This window comes from Mixta hanseatica (assembly GCF_023517775.1).
Lineage (GTDB): Bacteria > Pseudomonadota > Gammaproteobacteria > Enterobacterales > Enterobacteriaceae > Mixta > Mixta hanseatica.
This window is the reverse complement of the sequence record NZ_CP082904.1, coordinates 3,841,769-3,856,866: the sequence shown is the minus strand read 5'-3', so window position 1 is coordinate 3,856,866 and position 15,098 is coordinate 3,841,769. Positions and strand designations below refer to the sequence as shown.

The following is a 15,098-nucleotide window of genomic DNA, read 5'->3' as shown; positions in this document are numbered from 1 at the left end:
ACCTGCATTGAAATAAACCGCTTTTTCCCCGCTAAAGATCTGCCTGTGAAATGCCGTAATTATAAAAAATATAATCTATTCACCGCATCTGGCTTTGTGCCTCGTTCAAGGAATTATTTCATGCGTAACAATCAACCCGTCACACATCAGGAGTTTGCGTTTAGCGATGACGCGACGCTGATGTCGACTACTGACCTTAACAGTTACATAACCTATGCCAACGATGCGTTTATTGATGTGAGCGGCTTTACCCCAGATGAGATCAACGGCCAGCCGCATAATATGGTGCGGCATCCGGATATGCCGCCTGAAGCCTTCGCCGATATGTGGACCACGCTGAAGCAGGGCCTGCCCTGGACGGCGCTGGTAAAGAACCGGCGTAAGAATGGCGACCACTATTGGGTTCGGGCGAATGCTATTCCGGTGATGCGTAACGGCGCCGCGCATGGCTATATGTCGGTACGAACCAAACCGACCAAAGCGGAAATTGATGAGGCGGAAGCGCTGTACGGTGATTTTCGTGCCGGGCGTCATAAAGGCCGCAGACTGCATCAGGGTCTGCTGGTTTACAGCGGCTGGCGACGCTGGCGTTCTGTTTTCAAGACCATGCCGCTACGCTGGCGCATTCGCTCTACGCTGCTGGCGCTGCTGCCGTTAACGATTGCTGGCGTCTGGGCATTGGGTGTGACGGCGGGCGTGCTGGGCATGTTCAGCGTTGGCATGGCTCTGCTGTTATTGCTGGCCAGCGCCTGGCTGGAGCAGCAGATCTCCCGACCGCTTGAGCGGGTTTGTCAGCAGGCGCTTAACGTTGCCACCGGCAATAGCCATAAAGTTGATTTGATGGATCGGGTAGATGAGGTCGGCACCACGCTGCGCGCCATCGGCCAGCTTGGCCTGATGTTTCGCTGGCTGGTGGATGATGTCAGCGGACAGGCGATTAATGTGATGAGCGCCAGCGATGCGATGGCGCGCAGTAACGATGAGCTGAGTCAGCGTACCGAGCAGGCGGCCGCCAACGTTCAGCAAACCGCAGCGACCATGAACGAAATGACCGCCACGGTAAAAAGCAATACAGAGAGCGCATCAGAGGTCAATCAGCTTTCCATCACCACCAGCGAGGCGGCGAAAAAAGGCGGTGCGTCGATGCGCGAAATGGTTAATACCATGAGCGAGATTGCGGAAAGCTCGAAAAAGATCGCCAGTATTATCAGCGTGATCGACAGCATCGCCTTTCAGACCAACATTCTGGCATTGAATGCGGCGGTTGAGGCGGCGCGGGCCGGCGAGCAGGGCAAAGGGTTCGCAGTCGTGGCTGGCGAGGTGCGTAACCTGGCAAGCCGTAGCGCCAAAGCGGCCAGCGAAATCAAAACGCTGGTGGAAACCAGCGTGCTGCGGGTGGAAACCGGCACCGGGCAGGTTAATCAGACCGGCAGTACCATGCAGGAGATTGTAGAACGGGTACAGGATGTTTCCACGCTGATTGGTCAGATTAGCGCCGCCACGGCAGAGCAGGCGACCGCCCTGAGTGAGGTCAGCCTGGCGGTAGAAAATCTAGACGATATCACCCATCAAAACGCGGCGCGCGTACTGGAAGGGGCTGAAGCCTCAGGGCGTATGACGCGCCAGGCCACGCGTCTGGTCGAAGCGATTAGCGTTTTCCGTTAATCCCTGCGCCGGGCGCGCTGCCCGGCGTTTTGGGCGTTCTTTTTATCTGTCCGTGATCCGGGCAGCGGCATTTGGTTGAATTCCGGTTATGCCGTCAGCCTGATGCATCTACGTAGAAGGAAATGCTAAGGTAATGTTTTCCTGCAATCTTGCATGACATAATGACTAAACAGATCGATTTCTCTTTCGCTTCCCGTCCGTTAGTGCCGCTGGCGCACGACTACCAACACGGCGACAGAGAGCCTCTCCACTATCACAGCTGTGCCCAGCTTATCCATACGTTAAGCGGCGTGATTCGGGTACATACCCGGTTTGGCAACTGGGTAGTGCCGCCCAGCCGTGGCGTCTGGCTACCCGCAGGTACGCAACACGCTCTTGATATTACAGGGCAAGTGGCGGCGCGCACGCTGTTTATCGATCCCTTAGCCCGTGCCGATCTGCCGGCCAGCTGTCAGGTAGTACAGATTTCTCCGCTGCTTCGTGAGCTAATTGTCAGCGCACTATCGCTGCCAGAGTCCTGTCTCCCTGGCAGTCGTACTGAGCGTATCTATGAATTAATTCTTGATGAAATTCGTGTTTTGCCCGCTTTGCCATTTTATTTGCCGCAGCCGCAGAGCGGCGCGTTAATAACTTTTTGTCAGCAAATACAGGCGCAGCCAGGCGAGAATTGGACGGTAAAAAAAGCAGCGCAACAGTTGAGTGTGAGCGAACGCACGCTGTCACGCCGTTTCTACCAGCAAACCAGCCTGAATTTTAGCGAGTGGGTTAGAAGGGCAAGATTAATGGCCGCGTTGATCCGTCTGGCGCAAGGCGACCCGGTAACGACCGTGGCACTGGAGCTAGGCTATGACAGCCCCAGTGCTTTCAGCGCTATGTTCCGCCGTATTATGGGCAGCACGCCCAGTGATTATTTTCTTTCAGACTCAGGCTGCGACGCAGAGAAAAGCTGAGCCGCCGAGGCATGGAGTAACGCCTGAAGCGATGCGCGAGCCACATCCTGATCGATCCCTACGCCCCAGGTTACGCTGCCGTCAGCCAGTGTACAGCACAGATAAGCGGCAGAACGGCTATCGCTATGTTGGCCCAGAGTATGTTCATGATAGTCCAGGATGGTTAACTCTTGATGGAATGCACTGCGTAGCGCATCGACGGCGCTAGAGAGCAGGCCATTACCGTGTCCTGTCACCGCAATTAATTTACCTTTTACCATTAGATCGGCGCTAAGCAACAGCTCACCGCTGGCGGCGCTTTGTGTGCTATAACTGTGTAAGAGTAGTGGCATTGTATCGTGTAAACCATAGGCATGGCGGAATAGCTGCCACAGCGACGATAAGGTCATCTCTTTGCCGCTGCGATCGCTCTCGTACTGTACGCGCTGGCTAAAATCCTGCTGAAGCGCGCGTGGTAACGCCAAACCATGGTTTTGTTCAATCATCCAGGCGGCCCCACTTTTGCCGGACTGACTATTAACGCGAATAATCGCCGCATAGTTGCGTCCAATATCTGCCGGATCGAGTGGCAGATAGGGTATTTCCCAGGCACTGCCAGGCTGCCGCGCGGCAAAACCTTTTTTAATGGCATCCTGATGCGAACCGGAAAAAGCAGTAAACACCAGTTCTCCCGCATAGGGATGTCGTGGATGGACCGGCAGCTGATTGCACTCTGTGACCACCTCAATAATCTGATCCATCTGGCTAAAGTTCAGTTCCGGCGCGATGCCCTGAGTATAAAGATTCAATGCCAGCGTAATCAGATCGACGTTTCCGGTACGTTCACCGTTACCGAACAGACAGCCTTCAATACGATCCGCTCCGGCCAGCAGTGCCAGCTCCGCGCAGGCGATGCCGGTTCCCCGATCGTTATGAGGATGAACGCTAATGCATACCGCCTGACGCCAGGTAAAGTGACGGCAGAAATGTTCAATCTGATCGGCATAAACATTAGGCGTACTGACTTCAACGGTAGCAGGCAGGTTAACGATCATGGGGCGCTCGGCGCAGGGTTGCCAGACATCTGCGACCGCTTCGCAAATCTGTAGCGCAAACTCCGCTTCGGTAAAACAGAAGGTCTCTGGCGAATACTCAAAGCTCCAGCTGGTTTCGGGGTGTGCTTCGCAATGTTGCCGAATACGCTGCGTCGCCCTCACAGCCAGATGAATAATCTCCTCCTGGCTCTGTCTGAAAACCACGCGGCGAAACAGTGGCGCTGTGGCGTTATACAGATGTATGGTGGCGCGCTTTGCGCCGCGTAACGCATCGAACGTACGATCAATCAGATCCTCACGCGCCTGAGTAAGTACCTGAATCGTGACCTGTTCGGGAATACGTTCCTCTTCAATCAGTTGGCGCACAAAATCAAAGTCCGTTTGTGACGCGGATGGAAACGCCACTTCTATTTCACGAAAGCCGCACTGCAACAACAGCTCCCAGAAACGCAGCTTACGTTCACTGTCCATCGGCTCCGCCAGCGCCTGATTACCGTCGCGTAAATCGGTAGATAACCAACGCGGCGCCTGTTGCAGAACGTGTTCCGGCCAGCGGCGATCGCGCAGCGATATTGGAGTGAAAGGGCGATACTTTTCGTTTGGATATTGCAGCATACAGGCCTCCCTGGTAATTGGTCTGTTCATTTTTCAGCAATTAACCGCTGCATGCGCCTGCATAACTGACATTCGCTGTCGAATCCCTGACAGCTTCAACTACAGTTAACGTTTTGCGCCGCTGTGCCTGGGCGAGTCAACACAGAGAGGAAACCATGAGTCAGTTTTTCATGAACGAAAAAAGCGAACTGGTGAACGAAGCGATTGAAGGCGCGTTAATGACCACGCCTTTCCATAACCTGAGCCGGCTTGATGCTGGAGAGGGGATTCGCGTAGTGGTGCGTAACGACTGGGATAAGCGCAAGGTAGCGCTGATTTCCGGCGGCGGATCCGGCCATGAGCCAGCGCATGTGGGCTTTGTAGGCAAAGGCATGCTCACCGCTGCCGTGTGCGGCGATGTTTTCGCCTCGCCCAGCGTGGATGCGGTGCTTAGCGCCATTATCAATGTCACCGGCGAAGCAGGCTGTTTGCTGATCGTGAAAAACTATACCGGCGACCGGCTAAATTTCGGCCTGGCGGCGGAGAAGGCGCGCGCGCTGGGCTACAAAGTCGAATTGGCGATCGTAAAAGATGATATTGCGCTGCCGGATAATCCGCAGCCGCGCGGCCTGGCCGGCACCGTATTGATTCATAAGCTGGCCGGTTACTACGCCGAACAGGGCGCTTCGCTGGAGGAGGTCACGCAGCGCGCCCAGCAGGCCATCGCGGATACCGCCAGTATCGGTCTGGCGTTTGCCACCTGCCATATCCCCGGCGAGCCACAGGATAATCGTGTGGCGGAAGGGGAAAGCGAGCTGGGAATGGGCATTCACGGCGAGCCGGGCGTGACGACGCTAAAAACGCAGAACAGTCGGGAAATTGTGCAGATCATGGCGGAAAAACTGGCGGAAAAGGTGCCGGAAGATAAACAGGCGCTGCTACTGATCAATAACCTCGGCGGCTTCTCTATGCTGGAACTGAGCGTGCTGGCACGGGAAGCATTGCGTTCACCCCTGGCAAAGCAACTGAGCCATCTGATTGGTCCGGCGACGCTGGTCAGCTCGCTGGACATGAAAGGTTTTTCTTTAACGACGCTACTGCTGGATGAAGAACGGCTGCGTGCGCTGCAGGCGCCGGTAGAGGCCAGCGGCTGGCAGACCGTAGAGCAGCTGGTTGCGCCCTCAACGATAAAAGGCGAAGAGATTAAGCGTCCGCCGCAGGCGCAGCCTTCCGCCAACGCCGCCGTACAGCGTGTGGTGGATAAGGTATGTCAAACGCTGGTGGATCTTGAAAGCGAGCTGAATAAGCTGGATGCCAAAGTGGGCGATGGCGATACCGGCTCTACCTTTGCCGCCGGCGCGCGCAAGATTTTACAGGGTAGCCAGCAACAAGCGTTGCCTTTCAATGAGCCAGCGCGTTTGTTAACGCTGGTGGGCGAACAGTTAGCGGTGGTAATGGGGGGTTCCAGCGGCGTATTAATGTCGATTATGTTTACCGCGGCCGGACAGCAGCTGGAACAGGGCAAACCTCTGCCGCAGGCGCTGATGGCCGGGCTGGATCGGATGAAACACTACGGTGGCGCGCGCATTGGCGATAGAACGCTGGTTGATGCGCTGGAGCCGGCTTTGCAGGCGCTGGTCGAGGGGAAAGGGTTAAACGAGGCCGCCGCCGCCGCTCATCAGGGCGCCGAGTCGACGGCCAGCATGAGCGCCGCCAGGGCCGGCCGCTCTTCTTATCTGAATCAGGATAGCCTGAACGGCGTTAAGGACCCGGGCGCTTACGCCGTTGAGCGGGTGTTCGCCGCGCTTAAATAACGCCACGTGGTTCGGTGCGCTCTGCCAGGCGTGCCGCCAGCTGCGTCACATACTGGCGCTGCGGCGTTGCTCGTAGCGTCAGCGCCAGATTAATGTTTTCCATTATCTGGGCATTTTCCGCCAGTTCAGCGCTGAGCTTGCCGTTTTCATACAGCCAGCGCGCGACGCTGGCCCAGCGCCACAGGGGTGAAGAGCCGGTAAGCCGCTGGACCGGCGCCGGGAACGTACCTGGCCCGCGCGTGCCATCTTTTAACATCGCAATCGCCTGACGTGACAGCTGGCTGCGTTGAGCAATATCGCTCAAGCCCAGCAGCGTGGCATCAACGGACGCCACGCGTACCGATAACGCGCTGTTTTCAATATCAGCGATAGCGCTCAGCAACGCCTGTTCAAAGCTGCTGCTTTCACGATCGAATTCCAGGTAAACCGTATTTCCGTAAAAACAGAGCAGGGCATCATCGCAGCCGCATTCAAAAAGCGCATCTTCCAGCCCTGGCGTGTGGGCAGTCACGCCGGCAAGCGTGAGGGTAAAGTGATAAACCATCAGTTCCTCCTGATGTGAGGCGCAACATCAACCGCACAGCTATTTACCTTGCGGCGGATTTGCTCCGCATGATGTTCAGGCACGCGCGGCGTAGACCAAATGCTGATTTGATGCTCGCTATGCTCGGGTATCGCACAGATCAGTCGACCAAATGCATGCCCTTTCGAGGGGCGAAAATGCCAGCCATACAGCAAGGCATACTCAATTGCGGCCTGAACATGTTTATTGGGATGCTTTTTCATTATCCATCCTGGACAAAGGCTAATTTACCGCCGATGTTGACGGTTGTCAACATCGGCGGCTCCTGAGCTATTTTTGAACAGTTGCTGAGGCAGTAACAGCAAAACGACTGTGGATAATGAATAAGTTATCGATTCTGCGTAGCGGCTCGTAATTCTATTGTCTTATTCAGCCAGCGTGGCAGAGTCGGCTTTACCGTCTATAACGCGCTCGAAACTGCGCAGGCGTTTGTAAATGGACATCAGGGATACCAGCGTTGACCAGGACATAATTAAATACTGGAAGGAGGCGCGCACCTGGTCGAAAACATTGGTGATCTGCTGAAGCAACCCCAGCGTTAGGGTACCGGCAATAATCGCCGGAAACAGGATGAACACCCCAAAAACATTATCAACCTGCAGATAAAGAATGCGGGTAACGTTGAAATAAAGGTAGTGAAACCACAGACGAAAATAGTTATAGCGCACCCGGCTAAACAGCTTTTTCACCGTGGCTGGCGCGGCACGCTGAGGATCATCTTCGCCATACACCAGCTCTTTACGCCAGGCGGCCTCTACCCGTTGGTTACGGAATTCCAGTCCCGGCAGCTTAATGCCGACCAGCGCCAGCAGCGTGGTGCCAAACAGCGACCACAGCAGAGCCGCTACTACCAGCCCATATGGCATATCGCCCAGCAGGGAAACGCTTTTGACATGCTTCGATAGCGTGACCAACACCGGTAAAAATGCCACCAGCGTCATAATTGCCTGGATCAGGCCCACGCCCCAATCCTCCAGCGTGCTGGAAAAACGCATGGTGTCATCCTGAACGCGTTGTGCAGCGCCTTCAACGTGACGTAGCTGCGGCCAGTGCGCCATATAGCGATCGTTCATTGCCGTACGCCAGCGAAACACCCAATGGCTGATAAAAAAGGCGTTAAGCACGCCGATCACCACTGCGATCAGCGCAATACTGAGAAAAGCGCCGATCTGCTGATAAAAAGCCGCCAGTGCGACCGAGCCCGCTTGACTTAGGGCACGCTGAACCAGGTCGTAAAACGGCCCATACCAGGCGTTAATCGCCACGCCAACCTGCACGTCAAACCAGGTCATAAACAGAATCAGCGCCGAGCCCAGCACCGACCAGCGCTGCCACGGATGCGGGCTAAAGATAAACCAGGCTGTGGCGAACAGCGCCGTCATCAGGGCGAAATAGAGATAAAACCACAGCTCGCCGGGCTGTACAAAGCGCCAGGCATTATCGGGTAGCGACTGCCCGGCCCAGGCGGAGAAGGCCGCCAGATGAAACACCAGCTGGCTCGCTTCGGTAAACCAACAAACGATCGCGGCCAGGCTGAACAGTGCCGCCGTACTGAAAAACAGCCCAGGCCTGGGGAAAAAACAACTAAACATAAGCCCTCCACGAAAAGAGCTCTGTTATAGCCTGGGCGGTGTTAACAGTCTGTGGAGGGTTGTGAGCAGCCGTTACAGCGCGCTGAATGCTCTTGCTCGCAGCGCAGCTAATAGGTGGAAGATAGAACAATACTGGGGTGACACAATGCGTATGGCCAGCTTTCCTCCTGCATCAGAGCCCGATAATTCGTTTAATTATAAAAGATATAAAATAATATATTATCAACAATTAATTGCGAAATTAAAAATCAAAAAAATTGACTATAAAAATTAATAAAGTTATTTTTTATGAAAAAGAGGGATGGATGATGAGAAAAATGGTGAGGGAGATTTTTTTTAATTATTTATTTTTTCTGTTTGTAATGTTACTAACCGATCCTTCCTCTTATAAGAAACTACGGGAGATAGACGATATCTTCATAAAATTATTGTTTGCATTAATTGCAACAATAATATTCAACGTAGTGCCCGCTGTGTATAAATCTTATAGAGGAGATAAAAATGAAAAAGTTAAATAAAAATGATCTTGAGATTGTGACTGGGGCATCTCAAAATGACAGGGATATAGCGCAGTTGACAGGAACGCTGATCGGGGGCGGGATCGGCCATGTCACTAAAATACCAGGAGGTCAGGCTGTTGGTTCCGCTGTCGGTAGTTATTTGGGGGGGGCTCGCATATGATAATGGTAGAAAAACTATTACCATACCTCCTAATGTTGTGATTGATCCGATAAATAATGTACTGCCGTGGTATAAGCCGACAGGGCCAGCCTTTTACCCTCGCTTTTAAACGTTAAAATATAGCAATATTAACAACTTTTAAATATCACCTCTTTTTCCTTTAAACGGAAAAGAGGTGATATTATATATAACATGTTTAAATTTAACGATTCTCGCTACTCCACGCCTCTATCTGACCATTCACCTTCGTCAGTTTTCGCTCTGTCGCGCAATTTTGGCATATTCGACGCTATTAACATAATCTTTCCCTGGCAGCGCGCTCACGCCTATTCCGGTCAGCCAGCAGTAGTACGCTTTGGTTCGTTACTGGAACGCCTGAAGTTAACAGGGCTGCACATGTTTGCCTTTGCACGGATGAACTACGCGACGGCCATAGCTGGTTGTACAAAAAACACGTAGCGTACGTTTTCGTACGGGTGGGCTTCAGCTCCCAGGATGTCAGCTTAATGTTAAAAAAGTTGAGATTTTTTGTTTGTCGAAGCTAAATATTTTACCAAATAGCTGTTACAATGCGCGCCATTGTTACCGGTAACAAATGGTTTGCTGCCGGAAAAATCCTTCAATTACTGATGATTAAAATAACAACCAGGATTAATCGTTGCGCCGTTACCCACGAGCGCTAAGGCAATGTCATGTCGCAAAATAAAACAAGCACTTCCAGGAGAGACTTTCTCCTGAAAACCATCACCCTGGCACCTGCTGTGGCGATGGGCACCACCGGAATTGGGGCACTGGGGCTCAGCAATAAGGCACAGGCTGCCGATAGCGCACCGCCTGCCGGCCCGCAAACCGCTCGCGATTACCAGCCCGTCTGGTTTTCCGCTGAGGAATTCGCCTTTATCAAAGCGGCCGTCGCCCGGTTAATTCCGGCTGACGAACGTGGGCCCGGCGCGCTGGAAGCGGGCGTGCCTGAATTTATCGATCGTCAGATGAATACGCCGTATGCCATCGGCAACAACTGGTATATGCAGGGACCGTTCGATCCTGATGCGCCGAAAGAGCTGGGCTATCAACTGCCGCTGGTACCGCAGCAGATTTATCGTCTTGGCATTGCGGAAGCGGATGGCTGGGCGAAACAGCAGCATGGCAAAGCCTTTGCCGCGCTGACACCAGAGCAGCAGGACGCGCTGCTGGGCGACTTTGAAAGTAACAAGGCGAGCTTTAAACAGCTGCCGGCAAAAGTTTTCTTTGCTTATCTGCTGCAAAATACCCGCGAAGGCTTTTTCTGCGATCCGCTGCACGGCGGCAATCAGCACATGGTGGGCTGGAAGCTAATCGGCTTCCCGGGCGCGCGCGCTGATTTTATGGACTGGGTGGAGCGCGGCGAGCGTTATCCCTTCCCGGCGGTATCGATTCGTGGAGAAAGAGCATAAGCATGGCAAACCAGATGAAAAAAGTAGACGCGGTGATTGTCGGCTTCGGCTGGGCCGGGTCGATTATGGCAAAAGAACTGACGGAAGCGGGACTGCATGTGGTGGCGCTGGAGCGCGGCCCGCATCGCGATACCTGGCCGGACGGCGCTTACCCGCAGGTGATTGATGAGCTCACCTATAACGTACGCAAAAAGCTGTTCCAGGATCTGTCGAAAAGCACCGTGACCATTCGGCATAACCCCTCTCAGACCGCGCAGCCCTATCGTCAGCTGGCGGCCTTTCTGCCCGGCACCGGTACTGGCGGCGCGGGCCTGCACTGGTCAGGCGTGCATTTCCGCGTCGATCCGATTGAGCTGCGAATGCGCAGCCATTACGAAGAGCGTTACGGCAAAAACTTTATTCCGGAAGGGATGACGATTCAGGACTTTGGCGTAAGCTACGACGAACTGGAACCGTTTTTCGACAAGGCGGAAAAGGTATTCGGCACCTCCGGCTCGGCCTGGAGCATCAAAGGCAAAGTCGTCGGCCAGGGGCGCGGCAACCCGTTTGCGCCCGATCGTTCGGATGATTTCCCACTGCCGCCGCAGAAGCGGACTTATTCCGCCCAGCTGTTTGCCAAAGCGGCGGAATCGGTGGGTTATCACCCTTACGATCTGCCTTCGGCAAATACTTCCGGGCCTTACACCAATACCTACGGTGCGCAGATGGGGCCGTGCAATTTCTGTGGCTACTGCAGTGGCTATGCCTGCTACATGTATTCCAAGGCGTCGCCGAACGTCAATATCTGGCCTGCGCTGCGTCAGGAACCAAAGTTTGAACTGCGTGATAACTCGCATGTGCTGCGCGTTAACCTCACCGACGATAAAAAGCGCGCCACTGGCGTCACCTATGTGGATGCGCAGGGCCGTCAGGTTGAGCAGCCGGCGGACCTGGTCATCCTTTCCGCCTTCCAGTTCCATAACGTGCATTTGATGCTGCTTTCCGGCATCGGTAAGCCTTACAACCCCATTACCAACGAAGGCGTGGTGGGCCGTAACTTTGCCTATCAGAACATCTCCACCATTAAGGCGTTCTTCGGTAAAGATGTGCATACCAACAACTTTATCGGCGCGGGCGGCGCTGGCGTCGGCGTGGATGATTTCAACGCCGATAACTTCGACCACGGCAAATACGGCTTTGTCGGCGGTTCGCCTTTCTGGGTGAACCAGGCGGGCGTAAAGCCGATTTCCGGCCTACCGGTGCCGCAGGGCACGCCAGGCTGGGGCAGCAAGTGGAAAGCGGCGGTGGCCGATCACTATACGCACCACGTTTCTATGGATGCGCATGGTGCACACCAGTCTTACCGCACCAACTATCTTGACCTGGATCCGAACTATAAAGATGCCTTCGGTCAGCCGCTGCTGCGCATGACTTTCGACTGGCAGGACAACGACATCAAAATGTCGCAGTTTATGCACGGCAAAATGCGCAAAATTGCCGAAGCGATGAACCCGAAAGAGATTATCGGCGCGCCGAAAGTGCAGGGCACCCATTTCGACACCACGGTTTATCAAACCACGCATATGAACGGCGGTGCGATCATGGGCGAGGACCCGCAAACCAGCGCGGTGAACCGCTATTTGCAAAGCTGGGATGTGCCGAATGTTTTTGTACCGGGCGCATCTGCTTTCCCGCAGGGGCTGGGCTATAACCCAACCGGTATGGTCGCCGCGCTGACTTACTGGTCGGCGAAGGCGATTCGTGAACAGTATCTGAAAAACCCCGGACCGCTGGTGCAGGCATAAGGATGATGGCGATGAAAAAGGTATTACTGGCGCTGTGCCTGATGGCGTCCGCCTCTGGCGCGCTGGCGGCTGATAACCAGGGCGGCGATTTAATTAAGCGCGGCGAGTACCTGGCGCGCGCGGGTGACTGCGTCGCCTGTCACAGCAGCAAAGGAGGCCAGCCGTTTGCCGGCGGTCTGCCGATGGCGACGCCGATCGGCACGATCTATTCCACCAATATCACGCCCGATAAAAAAACCGGTATCGGCGACTACAGCTATGACGATTTCCAGAAAGCAGTACGTCACGGCATCGCAAAAAATGGCGATACGCTTTATCCGGCAATGCCTTATCCCTCTTACGCGGTGGTAAGCGACGAGGATATGCAGGCGCTGTACGCTTACTTTATGCACGGCGTGGCCCCGGTCGCGCAGCAGAATAAAGAGAGCGATATTCCCTGGCCACTGTCGATGCGCTGGCCGCTCTCTATCTGGCGTGGCATTTTCGCGCCGGATGTGAAGGCGTTTCAGCCGAAAGCGGGCGAGGATGCCGAACTGGCGCGCGGGCGTTATCTGGTGGAAGGCTTGGGTCACTGTGGCGCCTGCCACACGCCTCGCAGCATTACCATGCAGGAAAAAGCGCTGAACGACGCGAAAGGCAGTGATTATCTTGCCGGCAGCAATGCGCCGATTGATGGCTGGACCGCCAGCAACCTGCGCGGCGATAACCGTGACGGCTTAGGGCGCTGGAGCGAGGATGATCTGGCGCAGTTCCTGCGTACCGGACGCAACGACGACACGGCCGCCTTCGGCGGCATGACGGAAGTGGTAGAGCACAGTCTGCAGCATCTGAGCGATGAGGATATTAAGGCGATAGCACGCTACCTGAAATCGCTGGGCGCGAAAGATCCGTCGCAGACCGGTTTCCAGCCGGATGATGCGGTGGCGCAGGCGCTATGGAAAGGCGATGACAGCAAAGCGGGCGCGGCGGAGTATGTTGACAGCTGCGCCGCCTGTCACCGTACCGATGGGCGTGGCTATAAGCGTTTCTTCCCGGCGCTGCGCGGCAACCCGGTAGTGCTGGCGGACGATCCGACCTCGCTGATCCATATCGTACTGACCGGCAGCACATTGCCGGGCGTACAGGGCGCACCCAGTACCGTCGTGATGCCGGGCTTTGGCTGGCGTCTGAACGATAAGCAGGTGGCTGACGTGGTGAACTTTATTCGCACCAGCTGGGGCAACCAGGCCGCGAAACCGGTTACCGCCGATGATGTAGCCGATGTGCGTAAAGAATCGTTCGTCACCGAACAGCAGGGCAATGTCGATATTGAAAAGCTGCCGCAGGCTGAACATTAAGGCTGAACCGTAGCGACACGGCGGCGTATCTCTGCAAGGAGCCGCCGCCGTTATTTTTTATCAGGGATTAATAAAATCTTCCCGCTGTGGCGTAAAGGTATCCAGCAGCACGCCCGGCTCCAGACAAACGCAGCCATGAACTACATCGGGCTTTTTGTACAGCGTATCGCCCGCGCTGACCTCGTGCGTTTCGCCATCAATAGTAAACGCGAAGCGCCCCGACAGGACGTAGGTGAGCTGCTCGTGCGGATGGTGATGCAACGGACCCACCGCATCTTTTTCAAATGTGACTTCTACCGCCATCATGCCGCCGCCGTGCGCCAGGATACGCCGCGTCACGCCGTTGCCCAGATCGTCAACCTGGGTTTGTTCTCTGAAAGTAAACATACCTTTATCCCTTATCTGCGGCTTGGTTGAAAAAATCAGCGCGGATGGCGGCCAGGTAAAGCGCGGGCTGCCCTTCATAATCCGAGGTGAACAACACCTGACGGTCGTCCGGGGTAAACGAAGGATGCGGATGGGTGACCTGCCGATCGCCGTCCAGCACGCGCCATGAGCTGTTATGCGCCGCCAGCGGGCGATGACGACGTGTCGCAACATCAAACAGCCACAGCATTGGGTCGTTCTCAATGGTGTAGCCTTTAGTATCCTGCACGTCCACCGGCGTACCGGCGCCATCGCCTACCAGCAGCGTGCCGTTCTGATTGCTCATCAGATGCGAGCAGGCGGGCATAGTCATCAACACTTCATTATGCTGCGTGACCGGATCGTAGCGGCAGATCTCGCGATCGGAACGATCTTTATGATAAGAGACGTAGATCAGCGCCGATCCGTCAGGCACCCAGAACTCGTGAGTGCAGCTTTCGCCTGGCGCATGATCTTTTACCTTACGCATATTGTCGCCGTTTTCATCAATCAGCCACATGCGCGCATCAACCCGATCGTGCGGGCCTTCATGACAGAAAGCGACGGTATGGTCATCGAAAGGCCGATAAATAGGATGGCCCAGCCATAGCCGCTGTTCGAGAATGGTTTCCGCTTCCCCGCTGCGTAAATTGACGCGCAGCAGACGGCAGTGCGGATTCTTTTCAAAGAAGGTTTTAAAAACCTGCCAGTCGCTGAGTGGCTCCCAGTCTTCGCGATCGATTTCAATACCGACCAGGCTGGTACAGTTGCTATTCGCCACCCAGGTGCCATAGCCCACCCATGCCTGCGGCACGGTATAAATCGTTACCTCTTCGAATGTTTGCAGATCGACACGGCGCAGCTGGCGTTCATTTTTAACATAAAACAGATAACGATCGTCCGGCGAAAGAAAGCCGCCAAAGGTATTATCACCGGCGCCTTCCGTTAGCTGGGTGGCCTGCTGCTGTTTTAAATCAAGCAGATAGTAGTTGCGATTGCCATCAAACTCACCGGCAAACAGCAGTTTACTGCCATCATTGAAGAAGCACTTTTGATAAAAATAGTTGCGGTGGCATAACACTTCCGGCGGCGTTAAGCGCACCATTTCCGCACCGGTCTTCTCATCCTGAAAACGATAGAAGGGCAGATGCAGACGACTCCCCTTGGCCATAGCTTTTCCTCCCGCGAGGGGTTAATAGAAAATGAAACGGTGTTTCACATTTTTG

At 54.7% G+C, this 15,098-nt stretch carries 14 protein-coding genes; 8 read left to right on the top strand and 6 right to left on the bottom strand.

What is annotated here, in order from left to right:
* The first annotated feature begins 120 nt into the window (after nucleotides 1–120).
* Together K6958_RS18340 and K6958_RS18335 are read left to right on the top strand one after the other, a co-directional pair.
* The gene (locus tag K6958_RS18340) at nucleotides 121–1,665 is read left to right on the top strand and encodes a methyl-accepting chemotaxis protein (RefSeq protein ID WP_249892445.1); all 1,545 of its coding nucleotides are present in this window, start codon (nucleotides 121–123) and stop codon (nucleotides 1,663–1,665) included.
* Nucleotides 1,666–1,826: 161 nt separating this feature from the next.
* On the top strand, nucleotides 1,827–2,615 hold the full coding sequence (locus tag K6958_RS18335) for an AraC family transcriptional regulator (RefSeq protein WP_249892444.1): 789 nt from the start codon (nucleotides 1,827–1,829) through the stop codon (nucleotides 2,613–2,615).
* Here K6958_RS18335 and leuA read toward each other — a convergent pair.
* The gene (gene leuA, locus K6958_RS18330; RefSeq protein WP_249892443.1) at nucleotides 2,573–4,264 is read right to left on the bottom strand and encodes a 2-isopropylmalate synthase; all 1,692 of its coding nucleotides are present in this window, start codon (nucleotides 4,262–4,264) and stop codon (nucleotides 2,573–2,575) included. The genes K6958_RS18335 and leuA overlap by 43 nt on opposite strands.
* 155 nt (nucleotides 4,265–4,419) lie before the next feature.
* Between leuA and K6958_RS18325 the strand changes: the two genes are divergently transcribed.
* The gene (locus tag K6958_RS18325) at nucleotides 4,420–6,057 is read left to right on the top strand and encodes a dihydroxyacetone kinase subunit DhaK (protein WP_249892442.1); all 1,638 of its coding nucleotides are present in this window, start codon (nucleotides 4,420–4,422) and stop codon (nucleotides 6,055–6,057) included.
* On the opposite strand, the gene K6958_RS18320 is transcribed toward K6958_RS18325, so the two are convergent.
* From K6958_RS18320 to sbmA, 3 genes are all read right to left on the bottom strand, one after another.
* Complete coding sequence (locus K6958_RS18320) at nucleotides 6,050–6,604, bottom strand: helix-turn-helix transcriptional regulator (protein ID WP_249894730.1); 555 nt, start codon at nucleotides 6,602–6,604, stop codon at nucleotides 6,050–6,052. The two genes, K6958_RS18325 and K6958_RS18320, sit on opposite strands and share 8 nt — an antisense overlap.
* A complete protein-coding gene (locus tag K6958_RS18315; RefSeq protein WP_249892441.1) occupies nucleotides 6,601–6,843 on the bottom strand; it encodes a hypothetical protein in 243 nt (80 codons plus the stop codon). The genes K6958_RS18320 and K6958_RS18315 overlap by 4 nt, the downstream gene beginning before the upstream one ends.
* A gap of 162 nt (nucleotides 6,844–7,005) precedes the next feature.
* Complete coding sequence (gene sbmA / locus K6958_RS18310; protein ID WP_249892440.1) at nucleotides 7,006–8,232, bottom strand: peptide antibiotic transporter SbmA; 1,227 nt, start codon at nucleotides 8,230–8,232, stop codon at nucleotides 7,006–7,008.
* A gap of 61 nt (nucleotides 8,233–8,293) precedes the next feature.
* Between sbmA and K6958_RS18305 the strand changes: the two genes are divergently transcribed.
* From K6958_RS18305 to K6958_RS18285, 5 genes are all read left to right on the top strand, one after another.
* Entirely contained in the window at nucleotides 8,294–8,506 is a 213-nt protein-coding gene (locus tag K6958_RS18305) for a hypothetical protein (protein WP_249892439.1), read from the top strand.
* A 227-nt stretch (nucleotides 8,507–8,733) separates the two neighbouring features.
* Nucleotides 8,734–8,913, top strand: coding sequence for a hypothetical protein (locus K6958_RS18300; protein ID WP_249892438.1), 180 nt, complete (start codon nucleotides 8,734–8,736; stop codon nucleotides 8,911–8,913).
* Between the two features lie 692 nt (nucleotides 8,914–9,605).
* Nucleotides 9,606–10,346, top strand: coding sequence for a gluconate 2-dehydrogenase subunit 3 family protein (locus tag K6958_RS18295; RefSeq protein ID WP_249892437.1), 741 nt, complete (start codon nucleotides 9,606–9,608; stop codon nucleotides 10,344–10,346).
* Between the two features lie 2 nt (nucleotides 10,347–10,348).
* Nucleotides 10,349–12,130 (top strand): GMC family oxidoreductase, encoded by a 1,782-nt coding sequence (locus K6958_RS18290; protein ID WP_249892436.1) that lies wholly within the window; start codon nucleotides 10,349–10,351, stop codon nucleotides 12,128–12,130.
* Nucleotides 12,131–12,141: 11 nt separating this feature from the next.
* The gene (locus K6958_RS18285) at nucleotides 12,142–13,467 is read left to right on the top strand and encodes a c-type cytochrome (RefSeq protein ID WP_249892435.1); all 1,326 of its coding nucleotides are present in this window, start codon (nucleotides 12,142–12,144) and stop codon (nucleotides 13,465–13,467) included.
* A 60-nt stretch (nucleotides 13,468–13,527) separates the two neighbouring features.
* On the opposite strand, the gene K6958_RS18280 is transcribed toward K6958_RS18285, so the two are convergent.
* A complete protein-coding gene (locus K6958_RS18280) occupies nucleotides 13,528–13,854 on the bottom strand; it encodes a cupin domain-containing protein (protein WP_249892434.1) in 327 nt (108 codons plus the stop codon).
* Nucleotides 13,855–13,858: 4 nt separating this feature from the next.
* Nucleotides 13,859–15,043 carry an oligogalacturonate lyase family protein gene (locus K6958_RS18275; protein WP_249892433.1) on the bottom strand — a complete coding sequence of 395 codons (1,185 nt, stop codon included), beginning with the start codon at nucleotides 15,041–15,043 and terminating at the stop codon, nucleotides 13,859–13,861.
* Between the last annotated feature and the right edge of the window lie 55 nt (nucleotides 15,044–15,098).

Bases quoted from the DNA above. Each gene is read 5' to 3' on its own strand.
- K6958_RS18340 (WP_249892445.1), top strand. From the start codon at position 121: ATGCGTAACAATCAACCCGTCACACATCAGGAGTTTGCGTTTAGCGAT.
- K6958_RS18335 (WP_249892444.1), top strand. From the start codon at position 1,827: ATGACTAAACAGATCGATTTCTCTTTCGCTTCCCGTCCGTTAGTGCCG.
- leuA (WP_249892443.1), bottom strand. From the start codon at position 4,264: ATGCTGCAATATCCAAACGAAAAGTATCGCCCTTTCACTCCAATATCG.
- K6958_RS18325 (WP_249892442.1), top strand. From the start codon at position 4,420: ATGAGTCAGTTTTTCATGAACGAAAAAAGCGAACTGGTGAACGAAGCG.
- K6958_RS18315 (WP_249892441.1), bottom strand. From the start codon at position 6,843: ATGAAAAAGCATCCCAATAAACATGTTCAGGCCGCAATTGAGTATGCC.
- sbmA (WP_249892440.1), bottom strand. From the start codon at position 8,232: ATGTTTAGTTGTTTTTTCCCCAGGCCTGGGCTGTTTTTCAGTACGGCG.
- K6958_RS18300 (WP_249892438.1), top strand. From the start codon at position 8,734: ATGAAAAAGTTAAATAAAAATGATCTTGAGATTGTGACTGGGGCATCT.
- K6958_RS18295 (WP_249892437.1), top strand. From the start codon at position 9,606: ATGTCGCAAAATAAAACAAGCACTTCCAGGAGAGACTTTCTCCTGAAA.
- K6958_RS18290 (WP_249892436.1), top strand. From the start codon at position 10,349: ATGGCAAACCAGATGAAAAAAGTAGACGCGGTGATTGTCGGCTTCGGC.
- K6958_RS18285 (WP_249892435.1), top strand. From the start codon at position 12,142: ATGAAAAAGGTATTACTGGCGCTGTGCCTGATGGCGTCCGCCTCTGGC.
- K6958_RS18280 (WP_249892434.1), bottom strand. From the start codon at position 13,854: ATGTTTACTTTCAGAGAACAAACCCAGGTTGACGATCTGGGCAACGGC.
- K6958_RS18275 (WP_249892433.1), bottom strand. From the start codon at position 15,043: ATGGCCAAGGGGAGTCGTCTGCATCTGCCCTTCTATCGTTTTCAGGAT.